Annotated in this window: 24 protein-coding genes, 2 tRNA genes and 1 pseudogene; 10 read left to right on the top strand and 17 right to left on the bottom strand. The window is 71.0% G+C overall.

The features are described from left to right. The first annotated feature begins 33 nt into the window (after window positions 1-33). The gene (locus ACSDR0_RS22685) at window positions 34-531 is read left to right on the top strand and encodes a hypothetical protein (RefSeq protein ID WP_435290871.1); all 498 of its coding nucleotides are present in this window, start codon (window positions 34-36) and stop codon (window positions 529-531) included. 293 nt (window positions 532-824) lie between these two features. Here the strand turns inward: ACSDR0_RS22685 and ACSDR0_RS22680 are convergent. Together ACSDR0_RS22680 and ACSDR0_RS22675 are read right to left on the bottom strand one after the other, a co-directional pair. Then, window positions 825-897, bottom strand: a tRNA-Ala gene (locus tag ACSDR0_RS22680). A gap of 19 nt (window positions 898-916) precedes the next feature. Next, window positions 917-2,347 carry an MFS transporter gene (locus ACSDR0_RS22675; RefSeq protein ID WP_435290870.1) on the bottom strand — a complete coding sequence of 477 codons (1,431 nt, stop codon included), beginning with the start codon at window positions 2,345-2,347 and terminating at the stop codon, window positions 917-919. Window positions 2,348-2,467: 120 nt separating this feature from the next. Between ACSDR0_RS22675 and sigJ the strand changes: the two genes are divergently transcribed. Together sigJ and ACSDR0_RS22665 are read left to right on the top strand one after the other, a co-directional pair. Then, the gene (gene sigJ, locus ACSDR0_RS22670; protein WP_435290869.1) at window positions 2,468-3,352 is read left to right on the top strand and encodes an RNA polymerase sigma factor SigJ; all 885 of its coding nucleotides are present in this window, start codon (window positions 2,468-2,470) and stop codon (window positions 3,350-3,352) included. A 65-nt stretch (window positions 3,353-3,417) separates the two neighbouring features. Beyond that, window positions 3,418-4,626, top strand: a complete 1,209-nt coding sequence (locus tag ACSDR0_RS22665; RefSeq protein WP_435290868.1) for a phytoene desaturase family protein — start codon at window positions 3,418-3,420, stop codon at window positions 4,624-4,626. Between the two features lie 132 nt (window positions 4,627-4,758). Here ACSDR0_RS22665 and ACSDR0_RS22660 read toward each other — a convergent pair whose 3' ends face one another. The 5 genes from ACSDR0_RS22660 to ACSDR0_RS22640 form a co-directional block, all read right to left on the bottom strand. Then, a complete protein-coding gene (locus ACSDR0_RS22660) occupies window positions 4,759-5,706 on the bottom strand; it encodes a metal-dependent hydrolase (protein WP_435290867.1) in 948 nt (315 codons plus the stop codon). Between the two features lie 66 nt (window positions 5,707-5,772). Continuing rightward, window positions 5,773-7,002, bottom strand: coding sequence for a CynX/NimT family MFS transporter (locus ACSDR0_RS22655; RefSeq protein WP_435290866.1), 1,230 nt, complete (start codon window positions 7,000-7,002; stop codon window positions 5,773-5,775). A 378-nt stretch (window positions 7,003-7,380) separates the two neighbouring features. Continuing rightward, complete coding sequence (locus ACSDR0_RS22650) at window positions 7,381-8,070, bottom strand: SRPBCC family protein (protein WP_435290865.1); 690 nt, start codon at window positions 8,068-8,070, stop codon at window positions 7,381-7,383. 66 nt (window positions 8,071-8,136) lie between these two features. Beyond that, entirely contained in the window at window positions 8,137-8,517 is a 381-nt protein-coding gene (locus ACSDR0_RS22645) for a hypothetical protein (RefSeq protein ID WP_435290864.1), read from the bottom strand. After that, complete coding sequence (locus ACSDR0_RS22640) at window positions 8,514-8,876, bottom strand: hypothetical protein (protein ID WP_435290863.1); 363 nt, start codon at window positions 8,874-8,876, stop codon at window positions 8,514-8,516. Before ACSDR0_RS22640 ends, ACSDR0_RS22645 begins: the two co-directional genes overlap by 4 nt. Window positions 8,877-8,962: 86 nt before the next feature. Between ACSDR0_RS22640 and ACSDR0_RS22635 the strand changes: the two genes are divergently transcribed. Continuing rightward, the gene (locus ACSDR0_RS22635; RefSeq protein WP_435290862.1) at window positions 8,963-9,541 is read left to right on the top strand and encodes a DUF523 domain-containing protein; all 579 of its coding nucleotides are present in this window, start codon (window positions 8,963-8,965) and stop codon (window positions 9,539-9,541) included. Here the strand turns inward: ACSDR0_RS22635 and ACSDR0_RS22630 are convergent. Continuing rightward, window positions 9,538-12,645 carry a CARDB domain-containing protein gene (locus ACSDR0_RS22630; RefSeq protein WP_435290861.1) on the bottom strand — a complete coding sequence of 1,036 codons (3,108 nt, stop codon included), beginning with the start codon at window positions 12,643-12,645 and terminating at the stop codon, window positions 9,538-9,540. The two genes, ACSDR0_RS22635 and ACSDR0_RS22630, sit on opposite strands and share 4 nt — an antisense overlap. A gap of 82 nt (window positions 12,646-12,727) precedes the next feature. Next, window positions 12,728-13,672, bottom strand: a complete 945-nt coding sequence (locus ACSDR0_RS22625) for a nucleoside hydrolase (RefSeq protein WP_435290860.1) — start codon at window positions 13,670-13,672, stop codon at window positions 12,728-12,730. 41 nt (window positions 13,673-13,713) lie between these two features. Between ACSDR0_RS22625 and ACSDR0_RS22620 the strand changes: the two are divergent. Then, window positions 13,714-14,196 (top strand): annotated as a pseudogene (locus ACSDR0_RS22620) (IS5 family transposase); the annotation flags it as partial. Window positions 14,197-14,215: 19 nt separating this feature from the next. On the opposite strand, the gene ACSDR0_RS22615 reads toward ACSDR0_RS22620, so the two are convergent. Then, a complete protein-coding gene (locus ACSDR0_RS22615; RefSeq protein ID WP_435290859.1) occupies window positions 14,216-14,902 on the bottom strand; it encodes a hypothetical protein in 687 nt (228 codons plus the stop codon). Window positions 14,903-14,952: 50 nt separating this feature from the next. On the opposite strand from ACSDR0_RS22615, the gene ACSDR0_RS22610 reads away from it, so the two are divergent. The 3 genes from ACSDR0_RS22610 to ACSDR0_RS22600 all read left to right on the top strand — a co-directional run bounded on the left by ACSDR0_RS22610 (window position 14,953) and on the right by ACSDR0_RS22600 (window position 18,205). Further along, window positions 14,953-15,630, top strand: coding sequence for a response regulator transcription factor (locus ACSDR0_RS22610; RefSeq protein ID WP_435290858.1), 678 nt, complete (start codon window positions 14,953-14,955; stop codon window positions 15,628-15,630). After that, window positions 15,627-16,967, top strand: a complete 1,341-nt coding sequence (locus ACSDR0_RS22605; protein WP_435290857.1) for a sensor histidine kinase — start codon at window positions 15,627-15,629, stop codon at window positions 16,965-16,967. Before ACSDR0_RS22610 ends, ACSDR0_RS22605 begins: the two co-directional genes overlap by 4 nt. Window positions 16,968-17,218: 251 nt before the next feature. Further along, window positions 17,219-18,205, top strand: coding sequence for a helix-turn-helix transcriptional regulator (locus tag ACSDR0_RS22600; protein ID WP_435290856.1), 987 nt, complete (start codon window positions 17,219-17,221; stop codon window positions 18,203-18,205). Window positions 18,206-18,304: 99 nt separating this feature from the next. On the opposite strand, the gene ACSDR0_RS22595 is transcribed toward ACSDR0_RS22600, so the two are convergent. From ACSDR0_RS22595 to nadD, 4 genes are all read right to left on the bottom strand, one after another. Then, window positions 18,305-18,377: transfer RNA gene (locus ACSDR0_RS22595), tRNA-Ala, on the bottom strand. A gap of 126 nt (window positions 18,378-18,503) precedes the next feature. After that, window positions 18,504-19,136 carry a histidine phosphatase family protein gene (locus tag ACSDR0_RS22590; RefSeq protein WP_435290855.1) on the bottom strand — a complete coding sequence of 211 codons (633 nt, stop codon included), beginning with the start codon at window positions 19,134-19,136 and terminating at the stop codon, window positions 18,504-18,506. After that, window positions 19,133-19,540: a ribosome silencing factor gene (gene rsfS / locus ACSDR0_RS22585; RefSeq protein WP_435290854.1), complete on the bottom strand. Its 408-nt coding sequence runs from the start codon at window positions 19,538-19,540 to the stop codon at window positions 19,133-19,135. Before rsfS ends, ACSDR0_RS22590 begins: the two co-directional genes overlap by 4 nt. A 350-nt stretch (window positions 19,541-19,890) precedes the next feature. After that, a complete protein-coding gene (gene nadD, locus ACSDR0_RS22580; RefSeq protein WP_435290853.1) occupies window positions 19,891-20,511 on the bottom strand; it encodes a nicotinate-nucleotide adenylyltransferase in 621 nt (206 codons plus the stop codon). 74 nt (window positions 20,512-20,585) lie between these two features. On the opposite strand from nadD, the gene ACSDR0_RS22575 reads away from it, so the two are divergent. Together ACSDR0_RS22575 and ACSDR0_RS22570 are read left to right on the top strand one after the other, a co-directional pair. Continuing rightward, entirely contained in the window at window positions 20,586-21,611 is a 1,026-nt protein-coding gene (locus ACSDR0_RS22575; protein ID WP_435290852.1) for a M48 family metallopeptidase, read from the top strand. Window positions 21,612-21,704: 93 nt separating this feature from the next. Beyond that, window positions 21,705-22,481: a neutral zinc metallopeptidase gene (locus ACSDR0_RS22570; protein WP_435290851.1), complete on the top strand. Its 777-nt coding sequence runs from the start codon at window positions 21,705-21,707 to the stop codon at window positions 22,479-22,481. Window positions 22,482-22,538: 57 nt separating this feature from the next. On the opposite strand, the gene ACSDR0_RS22565 is transcribed toward ACSDR0_RS22570, so the two are convergent. The 3 genes from ACSDR0_RS22565 to ACSDR0_RS22555 form a co-directional block, all read right to left on the bottom strand. Then, the gene (locus tag ACSDR0_RS22565; protein ID WP_435290850.1) at window positions 22,539-24,410 is read right to left on the bottom strand and encodes a protein kinase domain-containing protein; all 1,872 of its coding nucleotides are present in this window, start codon (window positions 24,408-24,410) and stop codon (window positions 22,539-22,541) included. Window positions 24,411-24,620: 210 nt separating this feature from the next. Next, on the bottom strand, window positions 24,621-24,812 hold the full coding sequence (locus ACSDR0_RS22560; protein ID WP_435290849.1) for a hypothetical protein: 192 nt from the start codon (window positions 24,810-24,812) through the stop codon (window positions 24,621-24,623). Window positions 24,813-25,056: 244 nt separating this feature from the next. Beyond that, a complete protein-coding gene (locus ACSDR0_RS22555) occupies window positions 25,057-26,346 on the bottom strand; it encodes a glutamate-5-semialdehyde dehydrogenase (RefSeq protein WP_435290848.1) in 1,290 nt (429 codons plus the stop codon).

Raw genomic sequence — 26,346 nt, 5'->3', positions numbered from 1 at the left:
CAACAGATCCGGGAAGTCACTATCGTCACACCCATGGAGCAACTGGCGTTCGCCTCGACCACCCTGGTCACCTTCAAGGACAGGACCTACCGCTGGGTGGACGTGAAGCACTTCCGCGTCACCGCCTGGCAGGACGACGAACCGCTGCTCACCTCGCTGCTCACCCACCAGCTGTACCGGGACGACTATCTGGGCTCCGACCCCGAGAAGGAGGGCGAGGCGGTGCACGGACCCTACCGCCTCGACGCGCTCTCCGCCGCCTCGTTCGAGGAGGTCGACGAGGAGACCGCCCGCGCCACGATCCGCACCTGGGCCGGCAGGTACGCCGACCTCCCCGAGACGGTCGCCCGCGACCTGGAGGCGGAGGTCTATCCGCTGATCCGCGCGGCCACCTCCCGCTACCGCCTCCGCGACCTCGACGAGGCGGCCCGCGACGACGACCTGGGATGGATCCTCGGCGAGTTCCACGAACTCGTCCTGATCAACCGGAACGACGACTCCCTGACCGTCATCGTCGCCTCCGACGACTGACCCGGCCCCTCGTCCGTGGTTTCCGCTCACCCCCGCCCGGATCGCTTCCAGACATCAGGAGCGCCGGCCAGCGGTTTTGTTGCCCACGAGCCCGGCGGATTGGATCCGCACTCCAGGCAAGATTCTGAAACCGCCCAGCCCACGAGGCGCCCCCGAGCGAAGCGAGAAAAGGGGGCGCGGGGGCGAAGCCCTCGCACCGGGGGGCTCGGGGGGTCGTCCCCCCATGTGAACGACGAAGGGGCCCGCCGGAAGCAGGCTTTCTACCTGCGAACAGCGGACCCCAGTCACCGAAGTGGAGCTATGGGGATTCGAACCCCAGACCTCCTCCATGCCATGGAGGCGCGCTACCAGCTGCGCCATAGCCCCTTGCGATGCAGATGAAATCCTAACCGACCCGGGACACCTCTCGCGCCATCATTCCGGTGACGAGCGCGACGGCCGCGGAGCCCACGGCGCTCGCGGTGATGATGCCGAAGGAGATCACGTACGCGTCGCGGGAGGGAACGGAGGTGCCGGCGATGGTGATCGAGGTGAGGAGGGCCGAGGTCGCGGCACCGGAGACGCTGCCGCCGATGGAGCGGACCAGGGAGTTGATGCCGCTGGCGATGCCGCTCTGGTCCATGGGCACGTGCTGCACGGCGAGCGCCCCCAGCGCGGCGTAGCCGATGCCGAACCCCAGACCCTGCACGGCGTTGGAGCCGATCAGATGGAGCACCGAGTCGTTGAAGAAGGTGAACCAGCCGAATCCGGCCGCGCACAGGCCCGCGCCGAGGGCGAGGGAGTAGGCGGGGCCGAGCCGGGTGGAGAGACGGCCCGCCGTGAAGGAGGCGAGCAGCATGGTCACGGTGCTGGGCAGGGCGTAGAGGCCGACGTCGAGGACCGACCCGCCGAAGCCGTACCCGGCGGACGGGGGCGTCTGGATGAAGCTGGAGATCAGGGTGAAGGAGCCGAACATGGCGAAGCCGAGGAGCATCGAGGCCAGGTTGGCCGGCAGGGACCGGCGGCCGACGAGCAGGTGCAGCCGTATCATCGGCGCCCGCAGCCGCATCTGGCTGAAGACCCACGCGGCGCAGAACAGGACCGCGCCCGCGAACAACCCGGCGACGGTCCCCGAGCCCCAGCCCCAGTCGTTGCCCTTGGAGATCGCCAGCAGCAGGCAGACGAGCCAGACGGACAGCAGCGCCGCGCCGACGAGGTCGGGGCGGCCTCCGGCGCCGGTACCGCTGTCGTGGGCGCTGAGCGCGATGAGGACGACCGCGGCCACGCCGAGTCCCGCGGTGATCCAGAAGACCGGGTGGTGGCTGGGGGTTCGGTCGGCGATCAGGCCGGTGACGATCATGCCGAGGCTGCCGCCGACGCCCATGGTGGCGCTGACCACCCCGATGGCCGTCATGACCCTGGCGGGCGGGAAGCTGTCCTTGATCATGCCGATGGCCAGCGGGATCAGCGCGGCCGACGCGCCCTGCAGCGCCCGCCCGGCGATCAGCACGGGAAGGGAGCCGGACAGGGCGCAGACGACCGAGCCCAGGACGAGCAGGCCGACGGTGAACAGGATCATCCGCTTCTTGCCGTACATGTCGCCGAGGCGTGACAGCAGCGGCGTGGCCACCGCGGCGGCGAGCAGCGAGGCGGTGAAGACCCAGGTGACCTCGGCCACCGACACGCCGAAGGTGGTCATCAGCCGGGGCAGCAGCGGGATGACCACGGTCTGCTGGACGGACACGACCATCCCGGCCGTGGAGAGCGCCACCAGGGTCAGCCAGAGATGCCTGCCCTGCCGCTGGGCGCCCGGTTCGGCGAGGATCGTTCCCGTCACTGCTCGCTCCTTCGCTGCCGGCCACCGCCGGCTTCCGCCCTCGCATGGTAGAGGATTGCTGTAAACAGTTGTTTACCAGGTCATGTCACATCAGGGCATCCGTGATACGTCTATGTCCCTATGGCCGTTGAGCGTTTCGAAGAGCACCGCGACCTGCTGACCGGCGTCGCCTACCGGATCCTGGGAAGCGTGACCGACGCCGAGGACGTCGTCCAGGAGGCGTGGCTGCGCTGGTCGGGGGTGGACGTCTCCCGGGTGGAGGACGATCGGGCATACCTGGTCAGGGTGGTGACGCGGCTCTCGATCGACCGGCTGCGGCGGGTGAAGGCGCAGCGTGAGGCCTACGTCGGGTCGTGGCTGCCGGAGCTGATCGTCACCCCGGACGTGGCCGAGCACGCCGAGATGGCCGACTCGGTGGAGCTGGCGCTGCTCGTGGTGCTGGAGACCCTCTCCCCGCTGGAGCGCGCGGTGTTCGTGCTGCGGGAGGCGTTCGGCATGCCGTACGCGGAGATCGGCGAGATGATCGACCGCAGCGAGGCGGCGACCCGGCAGCTCGCCAGGCGCGGCAGGGAGCACGTCCAGGAGGGCAGGCCGAGGTTCGAGGTGGACCGGGGGCTGCGGCGCAGGCTCACCGAGCGGTTCGCCGAGGCGGCCGTGGGCGGGGACCTGGGGGCGCTGACCGCGATCCTCGCCGAGGACGCGTCGCTGATCAGCGATGGCGGAGGCAGGGCAAAGGCCCCGCTGCGGGTCATCACGGGCGCGGCCAGGGTGGCGCGTTTCCTGTCCTCGATCGCGTCCGTGGACCGTCTGCGGGCCTTCATGGAGAGCATCGGCGCCGAACCGGTCTCCGGCTTCGGCGCGGAGATCGCGGAGGTGAACGGCGGGCCCGCCCTGGTGGTGACCGCGGGCGGGCGGCCGATCACGGTGTTCTCGCTGCTCGTCGAGGACGGGCTGATCAGGACCATCTTCCTGGTGGCGAATCCGGAGAAGCTCTCCCGTCTCTGATATCACCCCCGGCGAGAACCCGGTGATGATGTCACGAACGGCGTCCACCGATCCGTCGTACGGGCATGACACGAGAGACGCGGGACATCAGCGGCGGCAACGACATCACCATCGTCGGCGGTGGGCTCGCCGGCCTCACAGCGGCCATCGCGTGCGCCGAGGGCGGCGCGCGGGTCACCCTCCACGAGGCCCACCGGGAGCCGGGCGGCCGGGCCCGCAGCACCGCCGCGCCGTACGTCGCCAACGAGGGCACCCACGTCTTCTACTCCGACGGCCGGCCGTGGCGCTGGCTGGCGGCCAGGGGGCTGGTGCGGCCGTACGCCAGGCTCACACCGGGCATGCTCGCCAGGAGCAGGTTCCGCCACGGCGGCCGGCTGTCGGGCACGCCACCCCGGTCGCTGCTGAAGGCACTCACCAGGCGGCGCCTGCGGGCACCGGTGGACGAGACCTTCGGGACCTGGGCCACCCGCCGGTTCGGCGAGGAGGGCATGCGGGCCGCCTCCGGACTGGTCGGCGTGATCACCTATGACGCGGACCCCGGGCGGCTGTCGGCGGCGTTCGTCTGGGAGCGGGTGCTGCGGGCGACCGCGCCGAGGTATCCGGCGCCGCGCTACGTCATCGGCGGCTGGGGGCGGGTGATCGACCGGATGGCCGTCCACGCGCGCGGCCTGGGCGTGCGGATCGAGACCGGCTCGCGGGTGGACCGCCTGCCCGAGGACACCCCCGTGATCGTGGCGACCTCGCTGGACGCCGCCAGGACACTGCTCGGCGACGAGTCGCTGCGCTGGGAGAGCGGCAGGGCCGTCCTGCTCGACCTCGGCCTCCGCGGCAGCGCCGGCGACCTCTTCCTCGTCTCCGACCTCGACGAGGGGGGCTTCATGGAGCGATACAGCCTGCCGGATCCCTCGCTCGCCCCTGACGGGCACACCCTCTGCCAGCTGCAGATGCCGGTCAGGCCGGGCGAGACGAGGTCGGAGGCGATCACCAGGGTGGAGCGGGTGGCCGACCTCGGGCTTCCCGACTGGCGGGAGCGGACGACCTGGCGGCGGGAGGCCACGTGCAACGGCCGCACCGGCGCCCTGGACTTGCCGGGGGCCACCTGGCGGGACCGGCCCGCGATCGACCGGGGGGACGGCGTCTGGCTGGCCGGCGACGCGGTGGCGGCTCCCGGCCTGCTCAGCGAGGTCTCCTCGCACAGCGCCCTGATCGCGGCGGACGCCGCCCTGCGTGCCCTCTCCGGAGCGGGCCGCTCAAAGCCGCGCCTGACCGCGTAGCCGTGTGACCGCGTGGCCCTTCACCGGCCGCCCGCCTCTCACGAGGGCCCCTGCCCGTCGGGACCCTCGGCCGATCCGGCGTACGGATGACCGGCGGAGCGGCGAACCGGCGGACCTCAGGAAACCCGCGCCCTACGAACCGTCGCCGTGCGGGCCGGTGGCGGTGCGCATGGTCAGCTCGGAACCGTCGGCGGATAGGTCCAGGGTGACGGCGACCGCGCCGAGCTCGGAGGTGCGCGACAGGTGCGTACCCCCGCAGGGGATGGAGACCTCGGCCTCCGGCAAGGCGCAGTGCCAGGTGCGCCGGGCGGTCAGCTCGGGGCCGGGGCTGTCGATCCCGACGGCGGCGTCGGCCGCGATCCACGCCTTGAGACGGTCGCCGACCAGGTGGGCGATCTCCGGGAGCTCCTCGGCCAGCCCTTCGGTGACGAAGCCCTTTCGGCGCAACGACTTGCCCAGCCGGTAGACGTCGAGGCTGCCGCCGGGAAGGATCCGCGAGGAGGTGATGGCGGTCTGGTCGAAGTCGGGGTGGCCCAGCCCGTCGGCGGGCACCTCCTTGCGCCACCGTCCGGCCAGCGCCGCGTTGAGCGCGAGGGCGGCGAGGTGGCAGGCGGTGTGCCCCGCCGAGAGCGCGCGGCGGTTCGCGGCGTCGACCACCAGCTCGACCTCGCCGCCGAGTCCGGCACTACCTGATCCACCACCGTCGGCCCCGGCACCCTCAACCCCGGTGTACCCGCCACCTGTGCGCCCGCCACCGCCGCCCACGACGGGTTCGGCGGTGACGTGGACGACCAGCCAGTGCCAGCCGGGGGTGCCCCGGCGCACCGGGATGTCCGCGCCGAGATGGACGGTCTCCCCGCCCTCCTCCACGGCCCCGGTCACGCAGTCGGTCACCGCGCGCCCGCCGATCGTCCCCGCGTCGGCGGGCTGGTCGGGCCAGGTGTGGTCCAGCGGGTGGAAAGGGGTCTCGGCCACGACGGTCCCGTACCCGTCCGCGACCGGCACGGTGGCGACGACGACCGAACGCCCCCTGACCTGTCCGTCCGGGTAGGTGACGCGCGTCGAGTCCGTGATCGGCATCACCCCATTATGCCGGTACGGCCTGCGCCGCCCCCGATGGGGCGCAGGCCGTACCGGCACGCAAGGTCAGCGCGCGACGGCCCGCTCGTCCTCCAGATAGCCCGGACGGCCCGCGTACCAGCCGGCCATGAGCTGGACGGCGACCACCACGAGCAGCAGCAGGAACGGCAGCGTCCAACCACCGGTCGACTCGTGCATGACGCCGACGACCAGGGGCCCCGCGCCCGCGATGAGGTATCCGGTGCTCTGCCCGAAGGCCGACAGCGCGGCCGTCGCCTCGGAGGTGCGGGTACGCATGGCGAGCATGGTCAGCGCGAGCGGGAACGACCCCATGCCGACGCCGACCAGGCTCGCGAAGACCCATGCCAGGCTGGAGGGCCCGAGCCAGAGGCCGAGGAAACCCGCGGTGTAGAAGACGACGAAGGCGACCACCACGGGCCTCTGGTCGGAGAACCTCGACGCGATCGAGGGCACGACGAGCGAGACCGGGATGCCGATCGCGGTGAAGACGCCCAGCACCAGGCCCGCCTGCCCGGTGGTGTAGCCGCCGTCGGTGAGCATCTTCGGCAGGAAGCCGAACATGATGTAGGCGACCATGCTCTGGGTGCCGAAATAGGCGGCGACCGACCAGGCCAGCCTGCTGCGGAGCAGGGCGCGGGCACCTGTTCCCCCGCTCGCGCCGTGCCGCTCCGGCTCACTGCGCGAAAGCGCAAGCCACGGAATGGCGGCGACGGCGGCGAGCGCCCCCCACACCCCCAGGGCAACGTGCCAGTTGCCGTCGGTGGCCCGTTGGATCGGCACGGTCGCGGCGGCCGCGAGCATCGTGCCCACCGCGAGGGCGGTGGTGTAGACGGTGGTCATGGTCCCGGCCCGGCCGGGGAAGTGACGCTTGATCAGGCTGGGGATGAGCACGTTGCCCACCGCGCCGCCCGACAGCGCCAGCGCGCTGCTGTAGAGGAACACCTCGGCCGAGCCCACCATCGAGCGGATGAGCAGGCCGGTGCCGAGGACGAGGAGGGAGAGGAGCAGAAGACGGTGCTCTCCGACCTGCCTGGCCAGCGCGGGCGTCAGTGCGCCGACCGAGGCGAAGATGAGCACGGGGAGCGTGGTGAGCAGCCCGGCTCCGACGGCGGTCATGCCGAGGCCGGAGGTTATCTGGTCGAGAACCGGTCCGACGCTCGTGACGGCGGTACGCAGGTTCAGCGCCGCGAGAACGATTCCCAGCACGAGTAACCAGGCGAGAGAGCCTGTGGTTCCACCGGTGCGGCCCCTGGTCTGATGGGTGAGCACGCTCATGCTGGTTTCAGTCCTCCTCAGTGGTTTCATCCAATCGTAGGATGATTGGCTGACCCCGACTCTAACAGGAGTGAAACCTCAGTTTGTTCCTGACCAGATGTGGCGGGCCGGAATGACCGCGAATCGCTGACAACATGAAAGCCGGGCCACGTTCCGCTTTACAGAACGTGACCCGGCTCTCTCACGCACCGGCGCGATTTCCCGGCTCCGGTGCCCGGAATCCCGGACGGTTCCGGGCACCGGACGCCCGGGGTGCGCCGGGCGCGCCTGCGTCGGACGCGCGGCCGGGCCGATCGGCACCGGCCGCGCGTCTCGGACGGCATCCACCGCACGGATCCGGCGATGTGCGGTCAGGTACGCGCCCCTGGCGGGCGAGCGTCAGATACGCGGATCCGGGGCGAACGGCGGCTCCTCGCCGGGCCTGCGTCCGGCCGGGGGCAGCGGCTCGCCACCGGGCGGAGGAAGCGCCGAGTCCGGCGGGTAGGGCCGGCCCACCGTGCGCGGAGGTGCGGGCTCGCCGAGACCGTAACCGCCTCCCGTGCCGGTGCCGTGCTGCTCGCCCGGCCTCAGGTCACCGGCGTCACCCGTGCCGGCGGCTTCGCCGTGGCGCTCGTGCGGGCCGGGGACCTCGCCGCGCCACGCGCCGGTCTCGTCGCCGCGCGACTCGATGAAGGTCTTGAAACGCTCCATGTCGCCGCGGACGCGCAGGCGGACGATCTGCAGCCAGTCGCCGACGGTCTCGACGACCCCCTCGGGGTCGTACTCCATCTGCAACGTGACCCGGGTGGTGTCGGGGCCAAGGTGGTGGAAGGTCACCACGCCCGCCTGGTGCGGCCGCTCGACCGACTTCCAGGCGACCCGCTCGTCGGGGTGCTGCTCGGTGATCTCCGCCTCGAACTCCCGGCGGACTCCCGCGATCTCGACGACCCACGCCGTGCGCGTGTCGCTCAACTGCTTGATCGACTCGACGCCTTCCATGAACTCGGGAAAGCTCTCGAACTGGGTCCACTGGTTGTACGCGGTCCGGATCGGGACGTTGACGTCGACGGACTGTTCAATCGAGCTCATGACCGTGCCTCCCTTGTGGTTTGGTCGGTTCGGGAAGCAGACCTGCCCGATGAGGCACGGGCCTAACTAACGGCGCCGCAAAAGCCAGTAAAGGCCCAGGACCGGAAGCACAAGTGGGATGAAAAGGTATCCACTTCCGTAACCCGACCAGACCGTGGCCCGCGGAAAGGCCTCGGGGTCGGCCATGCTGAGCGTGCCCACGACGAGCACCCCGGCCAGCTCGATACCGCAGGCGATCAGCGCCAGGGCCCTGTTCCCCCTGGCCAGCGCCACGGTGAGCACGATGTAGACGGCGGCGGCGAAGGCCGACAGCGAGTACGCCAGCGGGGCCTCCTGGAACCGGGTGGCGATCTGCACGGCGGCACGCGCCCCCGCGGCGAGGGCGAACACCCCGTAGACCGCCACCAGCGCGCGTCCGGGCCCGCTGCCGATCGCCGGCTCGCTCACGGCAGTCCCTGCCAGACCTGGAGCATCCGCCCGACCATGCCGGGGATCGCGAAGCCCGCCACCGCGATCACCGCGGGACCCCAGCGCGAGCGCTCGCCGAACCCCCAGAACGCGGCCACCGGCGGGATCACCAGGCTGCCCGCCAGGTAGCCGATGAGCGTGGCCGTCTCCGCGGGCCCCTCGCCCCTCACCAGCGCGGCGATCACGAACCCGGCCTGGACGAGCAGGCCGAGCTCCAGCACGCCGAGCATGACGAGGAGCGCTCTGCCCATCGCCCTGTTCCTGGCCGTGCTCACGAGGCTGAAGATCCCGATCGCCAGCGACAACAGGATCAGGCCGGTCGCGAGCGGGCCGATCATCGGGACCTCAGGGGATCGAAAAGCATGGGCAGCAGGGTACTGCCCGGCCCCCTCGCCCCCCACGCCGCGCCACGTACTCTGGGGTCGTGGAGAGGATCCTGGTCAGCGCCTGCCTGATGGGGCGGAAGGTCCGTTACGACGGAGCCGCCAAGACGAGCGGCGACGCGCTGCTGGCCGCGTGGCGGCGGGAGGGACGGCTCGTCCCGTTCTGCCCCGAGGTCGAGGGCGGCCTGCCCGTCCCGCGCCCGGCCGCGGAGATCGAGGGCGGCGCCGGGGGCGAGGCGGTGCTGTCCGGGGCGGCCCGGGTGCTGACCGCCGGGGGCGTCGACGTCACGGAGGCCTTCCTCGCCGGTGCGCGGGCGGCGCTCGCCGCCGCGCGGGCCCACGGCGTGAAGGTGGCGATCCTGAAGGAGGGCAGCCCTTCCTGCGGCAGCCTGACCGTCTACGACGGCGCCTTCGGCGGCCGGCGCGTGCCCGGTCACGGGGTCACCACCGCCCTGCTCGAACGGCACGGCGTCGCGGTCTTCGGTGAGGATCGCGTCGCCGAGGCGGCCGCCCGGCTGCGCGAGATCGGCGACCCCGGCGGCCTCGCCGACCCCGACCGGCACCCGGACCCGCCCGGAGAGCACCCCCGCGGCCCCGACGCTCCCGGCGGCCGGCTCTAGTAGACCTCGCTCCTGTTGTTGACGATCTCGTCGAGCAGGGCGGTGGTGTCGGCGTAGCGCTGGGCCGTCGAGCTGTTGACCGGCAGGTCCAGCGTGGCGAAGCCGTACCGGACGGCCTGTCCGACCGTGGTCGTCCCGAGCGCGCGGGTGAGCTTGCTGTCGATCTTCGTCGAGGCGTTGATCTGCCGCGCGGCCAGGTCGAACAGAGTCGCCAGCAGCTGGAACCTGGCGGGACCAGGCTGTGAACCGCCGGCCGAGAGCACCGCGTCGGCCTCGGTGTTGTCGAGCGCCCCGTTCGCGGAGCTGTCGAACTGCTGGTAGGTGGCCTGGACCCGGGCCAGCAACTCGGCTGTGCGGGCCTCGGGGTGGGTCTTCCAGTAGCCGTGCGAGCGCGGGTCACGGGTCGGCGTGACCTCGGTGATCGTCGTGGTGGCCGACGCGGCCACCGGCTCGTAGGTGCAGCCGTTGGCGTTGCCGTACGCCACGGAGGCGTGGTCGGTCAGCTTGTCCCCGGCGACGAACAGCAGGCTGGGCCTGGCCGTGAACTGCACCGACTGGTCACCGCTCGCGGCCAGCTCGCCCAGCGACCACGTCAGCGTCGTCGTCCCGTCGGCGTTGCGGGTGACCCCGGTCGGCTTGGGGCCCGTGCCCTGGTCGAGGGCCTGGCTGTAGTAGACCTCCTTGGGGAGCGTGTCGGTCAGGACGACGCCGGTGGCCTTGCCACTGCCGACGTTGGCGACCTTCAGGTCGACCGTGATCGCCTCGCCCGCGTTGACCGTGGCGGTCGCGCGCTTGTCTAGGGTGAGCTTGGGCGCGTGAACCTTGGTCGAGGCGGTCGCGGAGTTGTTCGCCGTGTTGGCCTCGGCTCCACCGGCGAGGTCCTTCGCGGTCACCTCGGCCTTGTTGGTCAGGACCTTCGCGTCCTCGGTGTCGCAGGGGATCTCATAGGTGAATGCCTCGGTCTTCGTGCCGCCTGCACCGAGCTGCCCGACCTGACGCGTCTGGACGTCGCCGGTCGGCGGGGTGTCCTTCACGCTTGTCTGGGTCGCTGCGCCTGTGCCGATGTTGTCCAGCTTGACCTGATAGGTGAGGGTGTCGCCGGGCTCGGCGTCGGCCTTGTCGACGGTCTTCTCGATGGCCAGGTCGGGGTTGTAGAGGTTGAAGAAGGACATCTCCTGCCGGATCGCGGTGTCGAAGGTCAGTTCCGGCTCCACGTCGCCCCCGGCGCCTCCGCAGGTGGGCGCGCCCGCGGGCCAGGCACTGCAGGCCCAGCCGACGCGGTCGGGGGACTGTGCCCTGAACCTGATCGCGGGCCAGTCGTTGTGGTCCGTGAGCGTGGTCAGGCCGCCCGCGTCGTTGATGTTCACCGGCTGGTTCGTCGTGTCGATGATCGGGACGTTGGTGCCGGCCGTGCGGTTGTCGTTCCAGTTGAGCGGCCCGTTGCCGGCGCCGGCTCGGATCACGGGGTCGCCGCCCGGGTTGGCGACGTTGGGGGCCCACCAGAACGTCCAGTCCGTGCCGTCGCTGATGCCCGCTGTCTCGTTCAGCCCGCCTTCGACCAGCTGGGGCAGCCCGCCGTCGGACAGGTCCAGCCGCACTGCGCCCACCCTCCAGTCGCGGAACTCGTCGACCAGCAGCGGCGGCGCGCTGTTGGGGATGCCCGTCTGGAAGAAGTAGTTCATGACGCTGAGGTAGTTGGGCTTGTTGTTGACGTTCTCGTTGCCGCCGTGCCGCAGGGCCATGGCGTGGAAGAGCTCGTGCAGGATGGTGCCGGCCTGGTCCTGGTCGGTGCCGACATTGGCGTCGACATCGCCCGTGCCCCGGGTGAGCACCTGCACGTCCGTCGTGTGGGCGCTGGTGGTGTCGCACCTGCGGTTGTTGCCGACGTGGATCTGGGTTCCGGTGGTGACGTCGTCTCCGGCCGCGGCCGTCTGCAGCATGCCGTCGCCGTCGTAGTCGGCGGTGAAGTCGGCCACGCACATGGTCCGCCAGTCGCCGAGAGTGACGATGAAGTCCTTGTTGTTGTCACGGACGGGTTCGCAGCACTGGCCGGAGGTTCCGACGGCGTTCAGCAGGCGGTGCGCGAAGATCCCGTAGTGCGCGTAGGGGGCGAGCTCGGCCGGGAAGTTGGCGGTGCGCGCGTTGCGGAAGTCATTGGTGTTCAGGCCCAGCTGGGCCTGTTCGGCCAGTTGCGCGCCCTCCCGGTAGATGAAGTCGATGCCGTCCTGACGCGTCCCCGGATAGGGGCAGGGACTCGTGGCCGCGATGGGCGCGTCCTCCAGGGCGTTCTTGACCAGGGTGATCGCGCCCGCCTTGGGCTCGTGCGAGTGCCTGGTGGCGGGGGCGGCGTCCTCCATGTAGTCGAGCTGCAGGATGACCGTCTTGCGGCACGGGTCGGCGCCGAGCGCGGGCAGATCGACGAGCACGTCACCGGCCGCGTTCCTGATGCCGGACAGCTCGATGAGGTCCGGGATGCCGTCGAGGTCGGTGTCCGGCATCTCGGCGCTGGCGGTGATACCGATCTTGGTGATCCGGCCGTCGTTGTTGCGGGGGATGCCATGGTCGCCGTCGCCCTGGATGCAGGACTGGCCCTTGGCCGTTCGGCCGTCGGACCAGACGCACGGGGTGCCGAAGACGAGCTGGTCGCCCGAGAGTGTGCCCGAGCGCAGGTCGTAGGTGAGGTTCAGCTCCCAGTCCTCGTTGTTGGGGCTGATGTCCATCCGGTCGGAGTTGGCGTTGAAATCGCTGTCGTAGTCCCACATCGCGACCGTGATGTCCACGGTGGGCTTGTCGCCGGGCCAGTTCTCGTAGGTGAAGGTCCAGCCGCCGGGCGCCTCGGGCAGGCCGCGGGGCTCGAACTCGTCGTCCTCGATGCGGGGGCCCGTCACCAGCGGGCCATCGGCGATCTTCACCCTGGGGAAGTAGTCGCCGTCGCCCACCCCTCCGCTGTCCGGGTCCTCGACCTGGAAGAGGTACTCGATCTCGAAGATGATCTTGATGCCGGGGGGCGCCGCCGCCGCAGGAGTGGCGATGAGCGGTATGGAGGCCAGGAACAGCGCCAGCATCGCCGCGAATGACAGACCAGCCTTCGTTCTTAAGCCCATGATGTCCTCCCCTGGAGTGCTGCCAGAAGAGCATCGTTCGTCGTGGGCTGGTCCGGCGCCTGAGTACCCCCGTACCCGAATCTCACTGGTTGCGCATGGTGTCCACGTAGAGGTCCCAGAAGCGCTTGGTGTCGATGTCGAAGACGATCGTGGCCTTCTGCGTGCCGGCCGGGTTGCCGGGCGCCTTGAATTCGCCCAGGTTGTAGCCGAGGGAGCGGCCGTAGTTGGGTCCCATGCCGGTGTCGATGTCGATGTATCGCTCCTCCGACCGCTTGACGAGCGTGCGGTCCAGGAAGACTCCGGCGGCGATGGCGTCCCAGACGAAGGTGCCCTGGCCGCGCTGGACGTCCTTGAACATCTTCTTGATCGGGGTCTCGGCTCCGGCGACGATGCGGTCGTACTGGGCGCGGCCGTAGGCGACCTTGAGCGCGACGTCGTGGGGGACGATGGTCTGCTTCTTGAAGGGCGTGCGAAGGACGATCTTGGCGGCCTCGGGGTCGAACCACCAGTTGAACTCGGCGCCCGGGGTGACGTTGCCCGGGGTGTCGAAGGCCCCGCCCATGTAGATGACCTCCTTGACCAGGGGGACGATCTCCGGGTGGGTCTTGACGGCAAGCGCGATGTTGGTGGCGGGGCCCAGGACGAAGAGGGTGACCTTGCCGGGGTTCTTCTTGACCTGGTCGGCGATGAAGTCGGCGGCGGGGCCGGGGGGGCGGGCTCCGCCGTACGTCTCGACGTCCCAGTGGGACTTGGGGCGCGGGCCTTCCCAGGCGCCGGTCCAGGGGGCCTTGCCGTACAGGTGGTTCTCGCCCTTGAGCCCGTCGAGGCGGCCGGGCATGAGAGGTTCACCGGCGCCGGGGACGACGGGGATGTCCTTGCAGCCGATGAGTTCGAGCTGGCGCAGGGCGTGGGCGGTGCCCTCCTCGACCCAGGTGTTGCCGGTGACGACGGTCAGGCCGAGGATGTCGGCCTTCTTCCTGGCGGTGAGCATGAATGTGGCGACGGCGTCGTCGTTCAGCTGGCCCATGTCCACGTCGAGGATGACCTGCTCGCGCTGTCGAACCCGCCGATCACGGGCTGGGCCGCTCCCGGGGCGGGCTGACCACCAAGCTGCACCTGGCCGTCGAGCAGGGCCAGAAGCTGTTGTCGCTGATCATCACCGCTGGTCAACGTGGAGACTCTCCGCAGTTCCAGCCCGTGCTGGAGCGAATCAGCGTGCCTCGGCTCGGATCGGGACACCCGCGCAAACGCCCCGACAAGGTCCGTGCCGATAAGGCGTACGGCTCCCGCGCCAACCGCGCCTACCTGCGTAGACGCGGTATCAGCTGCACGATCCCGGAGAAGACTGACCAGATCGGCCACCGCAAGAACCGGGGCAGCCGTGGCGGCCGGCCACCCAAGTTCTGTAAGAGCGACTACCGGGAGCGTCATGCCGTGGAATGCGGCATCAACCGGCTCAAACGCCACCGAGCCGTCGCGACCAGGTACGACAAGCTCGCCGTCCGGTACGAGGCTACCGTGACCATCGCCGCCATCAACGAGTGGCTGTGATCAACTTATGAAACAGGCCCTAGTACTCCCACAGGTCGGTGCGGCCCTCCGCGCCGATGCAGAAGACCGCCGAACCGTGCTGCCCCTGGACGAGATCGACCCGGATCCAGCCGGTGGCCGAGGCGACCTTGGCCTCGTAGCCCGCGTTGGGCGCGGCGGCGATCAGGCGGCACACGCCGTTCTCGATGGCGAACGAGACCGAACCGCCCTTGACGTTCACCACGCGCAGGTTCTCGGTGGAGACCGATCGGGTTCTGGTGGCCGTCGCCTTGGGCGCGGCGGACGACGAGGCCGCGGGGGCGGCCTGGGTCGCGGCCGGCCTGGAGGCGGACCTGGACGGGGACGGCCCGGAACGGGAGAGCCCGGCGTCGCGGGTGCGTACCGGCGCCGCAGCGGTCCTCGACGGGGAACGATCCGGTCGCGGCCGGGCGGTGTCCCGCGCCGGCGGGGTGAGACGGAGCGCCGGGGTCCGGCTCGGCGTGGAGGAGGAGCCGGCGGTCGGCGTGCCGATGGCCTGCGGTCCCGTGGGCGCCCCCGAGGGGAGTCGCGAGTCTCCCGTACGGCCGATGGCGGCGTTGAGGGGTTCGATGCTCGCGTCGTCGAAGACCTCGCTGCGGAGCACGTCGCGGACGCCGAACCAGGCGACCGAGATCGCCAGGACGGTGGCCCCGCACCACACCGCTATGAACCCCAGCGTCTGCCGCATGTCGTGAATTATTACGCCATATGTCTCATTGTTCACTACCGTTACATGGCATGGCGACGGTTCTAGTGGTCGAAGACGACGAGTACGTACGATCCGCGATCATCCAGGAACTCAGCAGGCGCCAGCACGCCGTGCGCAGCGCGGGACGTGCGCTCGACGCCCTGAGGGAGATCACCCAGAACCCCCCGGACGCGGTGATCCTCGACCTCGGGCTGCCCGACCTGGACGGGGCGGAGGCGCTCAAGATGGTCCGCAGCGTCTCCAGCGTCCCGGTCATCGTGGCCACGGCCAGGGACAACGAGGCGGAGATCGTCCGCCTGCTCCAGGCGGGAGCCGACGACTACCTGGTCAAACCGTTCTCCGGCGACCACCTGAACGCCCGCCTGGACGCCGTGCTGCGCCGGGCGCGGAGCGCGACCCCACCCCCGGTGCTGTGCGTCGGCGCGCTGTCGGTGGACCTCAACCGGCGCGAGGCCGGGCTGGACGGCGCCCCGCTCACCCTCACCAGGCGCGAGTTCGACCTTCTCGCCTATCTCGCCGCCCGCGCCGACCGGGTGGTCTCCCGCAAGGAACTGCTCACCGAGGTGTGGCAGCAGTCCTACGGGGACGACCAGACGATCGACGTCCACCTGTCGTGGCTGCGGCGCAAGCTCGGCGAGAGCGCCTCCTCCCCCCGCTACCTGCACACCGTACGCGGCGTGGGGGTCATGCTGATCACCCCGCCGTGAGGCGGACCCTGGCCCTGCTCACCGTCGCGGGAACCTCGATGGTCGCCCTGGCCTTCCTGATCCCGCTCGGGCTCATCGTCAGGGAGATCGCCCACGGCCGGGCCATGGCCGAGGCGGAGCGGCAGGCGTCGGCGCTGGTCCCGGTGCTGGCCATCACCGTCGATCCCGACCGGCTGACCCACGCGCTGCTCAGCACCGGCGCGCGGGACCGTATCGCGGTCCACCTGCCCGGTGGCGGTTCGGCCGGTGCCGTCAGGGCCCCCGCCGAGACCGTGGCCGCGGCCTCCCGGCTGACCCGGGCCATCACCGCGGAGATGGACACCGGCTATCTCCTGCTGCGCCCCGTCGCCCTGGACGGCGGCAGGACCGTGGTCATCGAGATCTTCATCCCGTCGGACGACCTCACCCGGGGCGTCGCCTCGTCGTGGGCGGTGCTGAGCGGGGTGGCGGCGGCGCTCGTCGCCGGATCGCTGCTGGTCGGCGACCGGCTGGGCGTGCGCGTGGTGCGCTCGGCCCGGCGGCTGGGCCGGGCGGCGAGCGCCCTGGGCGCCGGGGACCTCAGCGTCCGCATCGAGCCCGAGGGCCCGCCCGAGCTGGTCGCGGCCGGCGAGGCGTTCAACAGCATGGCCGACCGCGTGGTCCAGCTGCTGGCCGCCGAGCGGGAGATGGCCGCCGACCTGTCGCACCGCCTGCGCACCCCCCTCACCGCGCTCCGGCTCAGCCTGGACCACCTGGGGCCCGAGGCCGAGCAGAGCAGGAGCGCGCTGAGCCGCCTGGAGACCGAGGTGGACCAGATCATCGCGGCGGCCAGGCAGCCCTCCCGCGCGCCGGAACTCGTCCACTGCGACGCCGCCGAGGTGCTGCGCGAGCGGCTGACCTTCTGGTCCGCGCTGGCCGAGGACCAGCAGCGCCCCTGGGAGCTGATCGGCGCCTCGGCGCCCGCGCGGGTCCCGGTCGCGGCCACCGAGCTCAGTGCCGTGCTGGACGCCCTGCTCGGCAACGTCTTCCGGCACACCCCCGAGGGCACGGCGTTCACGGTGACCCTGCACCAGGGCTCGGGCACCGTCGGCATGCTGATCGCCGACGCCGGTCCCGGCATCCCCGACCCCGAGGCGGCACTGCGGCGCGGGGCCAGCGGGGCGGGGTCCACCGGGCTCGGCCTGGACATCGCCCGCAGGCTCGCCGAGTCCTCCGGCGGCACACTGCGGATCGACGCCTCCTCCCTCGGGGGCGCCAGGATCCAGCTCTGGTTCCGTACCGACCCGCACGACCGGCCCTCCCGTACCGCCCGGCGTCTGGTCGGCGACCGCTGGCCCCGCAGGAACGCCGCGCGCTGAGGGACGCGCCGGTACGGGGTGTCTCGGGACGTTGGTTAGATCACGCGTAAGCCGACCTTAAGCGAGGCTAAAGCGCGCCGTTTCACCGTTCCGGCTGCTCGATCATGAAGGAAGGCGCGGGCGTCACCCCACGTCCGTGGTTCCCGGCCCGCCCTACCGTGCCGGCCTCGCGTCCAGACGGAGGAGGCGCGGCCGGCGCGGCAAGGTGGGCCGGGAACCCGCCTCCACCGCCTCGCCCGATAATGCCTGGCATGCGCGCGAGCCGTCTCATCTCCCTGCTGATGCTCCTGCAGACCCGGGGCAGGATGACCGCCCAGGAGCTGGCCGCCGAACTGGAGGTCTCGGTCCGGACCATCTACCGCGACGTGGACTCGCTCCACTCCGCGGGCGTGCCGCTGTACGGCGACGCGGGACCCTCCGGCGGTTACCGGCTGCTCGACGGCTACCGCACCCGGCTCACCGGGCTGACCGCGGGCGAGGCGGAGTCGCTGTTCCTGGCGGGGATGCCGGGCCCCGCCGCCGAGCTCGGCCTCGGCTCGGTGGTGGCGGCCGCGGGGCTCAAGCTGATGGCGGCACTCCCGGTGGAGCTCAGGGACAGGGCCGGGCGGATCCGCGAGCGCTTCCACCTCGACACGCCCGGCTGGTACCACGACGCCGACGAGACCCCGCACCTGGCGGCGGTGGCCGACGCCGTCTGGAACGAGCGCCGCCTGGAGATCCGCTACCACCGCTGGAAGGCACCCCAGGACGTGGTCCGCACGCTGGAGCCGTACGGGCTGGTCCTCAAGGCGGGCCTCTGGTATCTCGTCGCGCGCGGCGGCGAATACGTGCGCACCTACCGGGTCTCGCAGATCCTGGAGCTGCACGCGCTCCGGGAGTCGTTCGAGCGGCCCGCCGGTTTCGATCTCGCCGCCCACTGGAACGACGCCCTGGAGGAGTTCGAGGCGCGGCTCCTGCGGGACGAGGCCGTCATCCGGCTCTCGCCGCTCGGCATGGAACGGCTGCCGGACATGGTCCGCCCGGCCGTCCTGCGAGCCGCGAAGGCCACCGCGGAACCCCCGGACCACGAGGGCTGGACGCGGGTCACGGTCCCCGTCGAGTCCCCGCAGCACGCGCTGGCGGATTTTCTGCGCTTCGGCGCGGACCTGGAGGTCGTCGCCCCGGCGGAACTGCGCGACCTCGTCGCGCGGACCGCGCGGGCGGTGGCCGGGATCTACGGCGAGCCCGGGACCGGATGACCGCGGCCGAGCCCCGGAAACGCGAAGATCCCGCCCGATCGAGATGATCGGACGGGATCTCGGCGACGTCCTTCGGACCGTTTAGAGAACGGCCCGACGTGGAGCTATGGGGATTCGAACCCCAGACCTCCTCCATGCCATGGAGGCGCGCTACCAGCTGCGCCATAGCCCCTGGTCACCGCTGCGAGTGCTCTCGTCGCGGCGCTCGGGAAGCATATAAGGACACCGGCGTGTTCACCTAATCGACGACCACACGGCCCGCGCCCGCCACCGGGGCGCAAGCCGCGCCGCTCGAAGGTCACTCCTGGGTGGCCTCGGGGCTGTCGTCGCTACTGATCGGCTCGGGGAGGGTTCCGGCGTTGTGCTCCAGCAGGCGCCAGCCCTTGCGCGCCTCCTCCAGCACCGACCACGAGCAGTTTCCCAGGCCGCCCAGGGCGGGCCAGAGCTCCTGCGGCAGGTTCATGAGCTTGGCGATGCCGAGCCGGATCGCCGCCCCGTGGGAGGCGACGACCAGCAGGCCGTCGGAGTCGATCTCCGCGGCCCAGCGGCGCACGGCCGTGGAGACCCTGTCGGCGACGTCGCCGACCGCCTCGCCGCCCGGTGCCTCCCAGTTGGCGAACTCCCGGGGCCACCCCTTGGAGATCTCCTCGCGGGTGAGCCCCTCCCACTGGCCTCCGCCCCGCTCGCGCAGGTCCTTGTCGACGGTGACGTCCAGGCCGGTGACGCGGCCCAGTGCCGAGGCCGTGTCGAAGGCCCGCTGGAGATCGGAGGAAACGATCATGGTGGGGCGGAGCGCGGCGAGCAGCGAGGCCGCGCGGGTGGCCTGCGCGACCCCGGTCTCGTCAAGCGGGATGTCGCTGTGACCCTGGAAGCGGTGCTCGACGTTCCACAGCGTCTGGCCGTGCCTGAGGCAGACGACGCGACGGCTCACTCAGCTACCGCCCCGCGGGCGCGCTGGGCGGCGACCTGGGTCACGCTGTCCGGCAGCGCGATGGAGGGGCAGTCCTTCCACAGGCGCTCCAGCGCGTAGAAGGTGCGGTCTTCCTCGTGCTGGACGTGCACGACGATGTCGATGTAGTCCAGCAGGACCCAGCGGCCCTCGCGCTCACCCTCGCGGCGGACGGGCTTGACGTCGGCCTCGATCCGCAGCCGGTCTTCGATCTCGTCGACGATGGCGCGGACCTGACGGTCGTTGGTGGCGGAGCAGAGCACGAACGCGTCGGTGATGACGAGCTGCTCGCTCACGTCATAGGCAAGAATGTCATCGGCCAGTTTGTCCGCCGCCGCCTCGGCGGCGAGTCTGACGAGCTGGACGGATCTGTCGGTTGCTGTCACGGTGTGGGTCAGTCCTCCTGCTAGTCGGCGCTGTCACCTATCAGGGTGCCCGATTCGGCGCTCGTTGAAGAGCCACCTGTTGAACAACGCCTATCGTGTGCCACCCGATTCCGCGCCGCAAACGAATTGGCGGCCTGATCAGGGGCGTCTTCCGCGGTCGGGGCCGCGCTTGTCGATCTCGGCGGGACGGGCACGGCCCGTGCCGTTCGGCGATCATGCCGGATGAGCTGCGGATACTCGTCCCACGCAAACTTCTCAAATCATAGCGAATTTCATCGGAACACGTTCTAACTCACGGCGCTCCCGCAGCTCGGCGCGTTCCACGGGATTTTTCGCCACCCACCCGAAGATCAGGAGGACGGCCCGGCGTAGAGATCACGCTTGTTGATGTACTGGACGATGCCGTCGGGGACGAGATACCAGATGGGCTCCCCCGAGGCCACCCGCTGGCGGCACTCCGACGACGAGATGGCCAGCGCCGGGATCTCCACCAGGCTGACCTTGCCCTCCGGCAGGCCCGGGTCGCGCAAGACGTGTCCGGGCCTGGTGGCCCCCACGAAGTGCGCGATGGTGAACAGCTCGTCGACGTCGCGCCAGCTCAGGATCTGGGCGAGGGCGTCGGCGCCGGTGATGAAGTAGAGATCCACGTCGGGCCCCCAGGCGGCGGAGATCTCCCTGAGCGTGTCGATGGTGAAGGTGGGCCCCGGACGGTCGATGTCGACGCGGCTCACCGAGAACCGGGGGTTGGAGGCGGTCGCGATGACCGTCATGAGATAACGGTCCTCGGCGGCCGAGACGATCTTGTCGGCCTTCTGCCACGGCTGCCCCGTCGGCACGAAGACCACCTCGTCGAGATCGAAGTGGTGGGCGACCTCGCTGGCCGCGACCAGGTGGCCGTGGTGGATCGGGTCGAAGGTCCCACCCATGACGCCCAGACGTCGCTTTCCCTTGCCGGTAGGCGCGTTCATCATGAAACGGACCATACGTGCAAGCCGCACACGGCTTTTAACCACCCCCCGCGCGTGGCAGGCGCACCCGACGTAGCATGCCGGACATGACCACCACCCCGGATCGCCACCGCGTGCAGCTTCCCGGCATCAGCTCACGCGCCTACGAACATCCTGCCGATCGGTCCGCGCTGGTCGCCCTCCGGTCGCTCAGCGGGTTCGACACGGTGCTCAAGCAGATGTCCGGCCTGGTCAGCGAGCGCCGCCTGCGCCTGATCTATCTCGCCTCCGCCGTACGCACCAGCGACACCCAGTTCCGAGCGCTGCACGACATGGGCCGCGACGCGGCCTACACGCTCGACCTCCATCGCATTCCCGAGGTCTACGTGCAGCAGAACCCGCTGGTGCAGGCGAAGGCGATCGGCTTCGACGACCCGTTCATCGTCGTCACGACCGGCCTCCTCGACCTGATGGACGAGGAGGAGCAGCGCTTCGTCATCGGCCACGAGACCGCCCACATCCTGTCGGGCCACGCCGTTTACCGCACCATGCTCGACATCCTGACCCGCCTGGCCACGCGCGTGGCCTGGATCCCGCTCGGCTACATCGGCCTGCGCGCGATCGTGGCCGGCCTGGAGGAGTGGCACCGCAAGTCCGAGCTCTCCGCCGACCGTGGCGGCCTGCTCTGCGGCCAGGACTCCGACGCGGCGCTGCGTGCCCTGATGAAGCTCGCCGGCGGCTCGCGCCTGCACGAGATGAACATCGAGGCCTTCCTCGACCAGGCCCGGGAGTACGACACGGCGGGCGACGTCCGTGACGGCCTGCTCAAGGTCCTCAACCTGCTCGGCACCACCCACCCGTTCGCCGTCTCCCGCGTCGCCGAGCTCGACAAGTGGCGCCGCAGCGGCGAGTACGAGAGCATCCTCGCCGGCGAGTACCCCCGCCGCGCCGACGACGCCAACGCCAAGATCTCCGAGGAGGTCAAGGCCGCCGCCCGCTCCTACCGCGACTCCTGGTCGCAGTCCCAGGACCCGTTCATCGGCGTCCTGCGCGACGTGGCCGAAGGCGCCGTCAACGCCGGAGAGCGCATCTTCAATCGCTTCTCACGCCGCGATGGAAATTAACGAAGAGTTCTACCAAAAGGGTCCGGCGACCGTTTCCGGGCCCTTTTCCATATAGGTCACACATAAGTATGTATTGCCCTAATATCGTGCCCCATGAGAATTCGAATGATCATTGCTATGGCCGGAGTGGCCGGGCTGCTTCTCACGGGTACGGCGAACGCCTACCCGGTCAAGGATCCGATCCTGACGAAGAACGCCCTCTACGACACCGGCAAGCTCGCCGCGTCCAAGTGCGCCGAACCGCCGATCAGGAACAACGACCGGACGCTGGCCAAGCGATACATCGCCGCCGTCACCAACTGCCTGAACGCCTCGTGGGGAGCGCATTTCAAGGCCGCGGGGCTGTCGTTCGGCAAGCCGAGGCTCCAGATCGTCAACAAGGTGCCCGCGGGTTACTGCGACACCGAGGTGAGCAAGGATCCGTCACAGGTTTACTACTGCTCCGCGTCGCGGACGATGATGATACAGATCGGCAAGGACTGGCTCACCAGCGCTGACGACCTCTGGCTGCTCCACGTGACGGGCATGCTGTACGGCGCGCATCTGGCGCACCTCACCGGCATCGAGAGGGCGTTCCAAAAGGCCCCGTACGCCAACAAGAACGAGATGAACGAGCAGATCCGCCGCCTCAACCTGCAGGGCGACTGCCTGGGCGGCGTGTTCACCCGGAGCGTCTGGTCCTCCTTCCGCGGGAAGACCGGGGAATGGAACGAGCTGCTGCGCACCCTGAGGGACAACGGTGACGTCAAGGGGCAGCCCCGGACGTTCGGGAAGGGCACCAGTCGCGCCGCCTGGACGAAGCTCGGCTACAGCACCGGCGACCCGGCCTCCTGCAACACCTGGGCCGCCACCCCGGCCAGGGTCTCCTAGCCTCCGCGAATCCCCCGGGGGGCGTCTCCCGAGGCGCCCCCCGGGGACGGAAAGCCCTTACACCAGGAGGGCGATCGCGCGTACGGCCGCGGAGCACAGGGCGACGAACCCGCCCAGCACGGCCAGCGCGCGCAGGCCCTCCTTGCGGAGCTCGACGAGCTCGGTGCCGATCCGCTCGATCTCCCGGCCGAGAATGCCTCCGCAGACGACGCCGAACACGACGCCGGCGACGGCGATCGGGGCGGGATGCACCCACCAGTCGGGCGGCAGCGAGCCTCCGAGGCTCAGCCAGAGCGCGAAACCGGCGAGGGCGCCCGCCGGCAGCCCCGGCCACGCGATGGCGGTCAGCAGCGAGACGACGAAGGTCAGCGGGAAGCCCAGCACGCGCAGGACCGCCCGGGTCCTGGCCGACTTGCGGTTCCTGACCAGCCAGTGCCCGGCCCACAGCGTGCGGGCCAGCGTGGCGAACAACCCGGTGACGGCGAAGGTGGCCGGCGGCCAGATGGCCGTGGCCACGACGCACGGGACGGCCAGCACCGCCAGCAGGAGCAGCGCCGCGTTGCCCGCGGGCAGCGGCCCCGCCCTGCCCTCGCTCTGGAGCTCTCCGGCCGCGCCGCCCTTGCGCTTACCGGTCTGGCGCCGGACGGCCCTGCCGGCAACGGAGGCCCGACGCCCGCCACGCGACGGCTCGGCGGCCGCGGGGACCCGGCCTGCCCGGGAGGCCTCGCCGACCGCGGCGGCCTGACGCCCCCCGCGAGGCGTCTCACCGGTCGCCGCGGCCGATCGCCCGCCTCGGGGCGCCTCGCCGACCGCGGCGGCCGGGCGCCCGCCGCGGGACGTCTCACCGGCCACCGGGAGCGACCGTGCCGCGCGGGCCGCCTCGGCGGCGGGCACCGCCCGCCCGCCGCGCGGCGTGCCGTCCGCACCGGCCGGGGACCTGGGCGCCCGCACCGCTCCGTCCGCCGGGACGGGCGGCCTCCCCCTGCCGGTCTCCGCCCTGGCCGCCCGGCCGCCCCTGGCGGGATCCTCTCCCTTGGCGCCGGACGTGGAACGGCCCTCCTGCTTCCTGGCGGAACCGGGCTTCTCCCCCGTGGGAGCGCCCTGCTTCCTGGCCGCCCCCGCCTCGGACGGGATCACGCGGGCCAGGCGGCCCAGGCGGCCGGTGAGCAGTGCCGCGGTGGGGCGCTTGGCCGGCTCGCGGTGGAGGGCTGCGCGGATCAGGGGCAGCAGGGCGGCCGGGACGCCCTCAAGGTCGGCCTGGCCGTTGAGGATCGCGTACATCTGCGCCTCGACGGTGCCCCCGCCGAAGGTGGGGCGGCCGGTCGCGGCGAAGGCCACCGTGGCCGCCCAGGCGTGCACGTCGGCGGGCTCGCCCACGTGCTCGTCGGCGAACAGCTCGGGGGCGGCGTAGCCGGGGGTGCCAAGGAAGGTGCCGGTCAGGGTGAGCCGGGTGGCGTCCAGGACGTGGGCGATGCCGAAGTCGATGAGGACGGGCTCGTCGTCCCCGCCGACCACCACGTTGGCGGGTTTGAGGTCGCGGTGCACGACCCCGGCCGCGTGGATGATCGACAGGGCGACGGCCAGCCCCTGCGCGACGCTGAGCAGGCCCGCGCCCTCCAGGGGGCCGTCGCGGCGCACCCGCTCCAGGAGGGTGTCTCCCTCGATGTGCTCCATGACCAGGTAGGGCCGGTCACCGTCGAGGTCGGCGTCGACGACGCGGGCGACATAGGGGCTCTCGACCCTGCGGAGGGCGCGGACCTCTCGCTCCAGGCGCACCCGGGCCTCGGAGCCGGCGTCGTGGACGTCGTGGAGCACCTTGAGCGCGACGCTGTCACCCCGGCGGCTGGAGGCGAGGTAGACCTCGCCCATTCCCCCCCGGCCGAGACGTTCCAGCAACGTGTAGGGACCGACCCGCCCGAGACGACCCACGTGACCTCCTGCGTCGGCCACATGGGTCAGGGACCGCTGCGCCTATCGGGTCGCTCACTCCCGCTCGCTTCCCTGCTTTCCAGCCATAGGAGACCACACCATAGCGGGCGAGTGTGACGTTTTCCCGACGGCACGCCGGACACCCTGAAAGATCCGGGACAACGGGACGGCTCCGCGGGCACGGAGCCGTCCGGCCCCGGGCGGGGCGCCTCAGGTCCGGCGCAGAGGCTCGTGGGCCGGGTCTTCCAGCAGGCTGTCGAGTTTCGCGGTGGGTTCGGCCGACAGGTCGCGACGCCTGGTGCGGCGCCAGTTGACGTGCCCGCGACTCTCCAGCAGCAACAGCAGCCGGTCAGCACCAAAAAGAACAAGAGCTATGAAAAGGAACGCAACGACGATTTCCATGAAGTCCAGTCAAACCATAAGCTACCGTGATCACACGGAGCGACACACCATAACGCTCAGCAACCATACGAGGCGCCGAGCGAGATCCCCCGATGAACCTCCGGAGTGCCGGCTACACCATAGACCGCGGGCGCGGCGCCCACGTGCCGAACGGGCGGCCACCCCGGCCCCCGGCCGGACCAGGCCCTGGGGCGCCCCGAGACCGCCGTGTCGCGACACTCGAGAACGCCCCCACCTGGAGGAACTATCGGGAAGCGGCCTCGGGCGAGGCCAGGACCGTGCCCTCGCCGGTGCGCAGGTGGCCCTCTCCGGTGTAGACCCACTTGGTCGAGGTCAGCTCCGGCAGGCCCATGGGACCGCGCGCGTGCAGCTTCTGGGTGGAGATGCCGATCTCCGCGCCGAAGCCGAACTCGCCGCCGTCGGTGAACCGGGTCGAGGCGTTGACCGCCACGGCCGCGGAGTCGACCAGCGCGACGAACCTGCGCGAGGCGCTGACCGATCGCGTGACGATCGCCTCGGTGTGGGCCGAGCCGTACTTCCTGATGTGCGCGACCGCCTCCTCCAGCGAGTCGACCACGGCGGCGGCGATGTCCAGCGAGAGGTACTCCATCCGGAAGTCCTCCTCCCCGGCGGGCACCACGTCGCCGTACGCCGCCACGCGCGCGTCACCGTGCACCGTGACGCCCTCCGCCGCCAGCGCGGCCAGCGCGCGCGGCACGAAGGCGTCGGCCACGGCCGCGTGCACCAGGAGCGTCTCGGCGGAGTTGCACACCGAGGGCCGCTGGACCTTGGAGTTGATCAGGATCTGGATCGCGAGGTCCTGGTCGGCGTCGGCGTCGACGTAGACGTGGCAGTTGCCCACGCCGGTCTCGATCACCGGGACGGTGGACTCCTCCACCACCGAGTTGATCAGCGAGGCGCCGCCGCGCGGGATCAGCACGTCGACCAGGCCGCGGGCCCTCATGAGCTCCTTGACCGAGTCGCGGCTCTGCCCGGGGACCAACTGGACGGCCCCGGCGGGCACCTGGGTGTCCGCCAGCGCCTCCTGCATGATCCTGACGAGGACCGTGTTCGACTCGTACGCGCTGGACGAGCCGCGCAGCAGGGCGGCGTTGCCGCTCTTGAGACAGAGCGCCGCGGCGTCCACGGTCACGTTGGGACGGCCCTCGTAGATGATGCCGATCACGCCGAGCGGGACCCGGAGCTGGCGCAGCTCCAGCCCGTTGGGCAGCGTGTTGCCCCGGATCACCTCGCCGACGGGGTCGGGAAGGTCGGCGACCTGGCGGACCGCCTCGGCGATCGCCTCGATCCTGGCCCCGTCGAGGCGGAGGCGGTCGATCATGTATTCGGAGATCCCGCTCTCCCCGGCCCTCTCCACGTCGATCGCGTTGGCCGCGACGATCTCGGCGGTCCGCGCCACGAGCGCGTCGGCCATCACCCGGAGCGCGGCGTCCTTCGGCGCCCTCGGCAGCGGGGCCAGCTCGGCGGCGGCCTCTTTGGCCGCCAAGGCCACCTTCAGGAAGTCCTCGGACAT

The sequence above is a fragment of the Streptosporangium sp. G11 genome, assembly GCF_051192615.1.
In the GTDB taxonomy this organism is placed as follows: Bacteria; Actinomycetota; Actinomycetes; order Streptosporangiales; family Streptosporangiaceae; genus Streptosporangium.
Note: the sequence above shows the minus strand (reverse complement) of the source record. Positions and strands in the feature narration are given on the sequence as shown.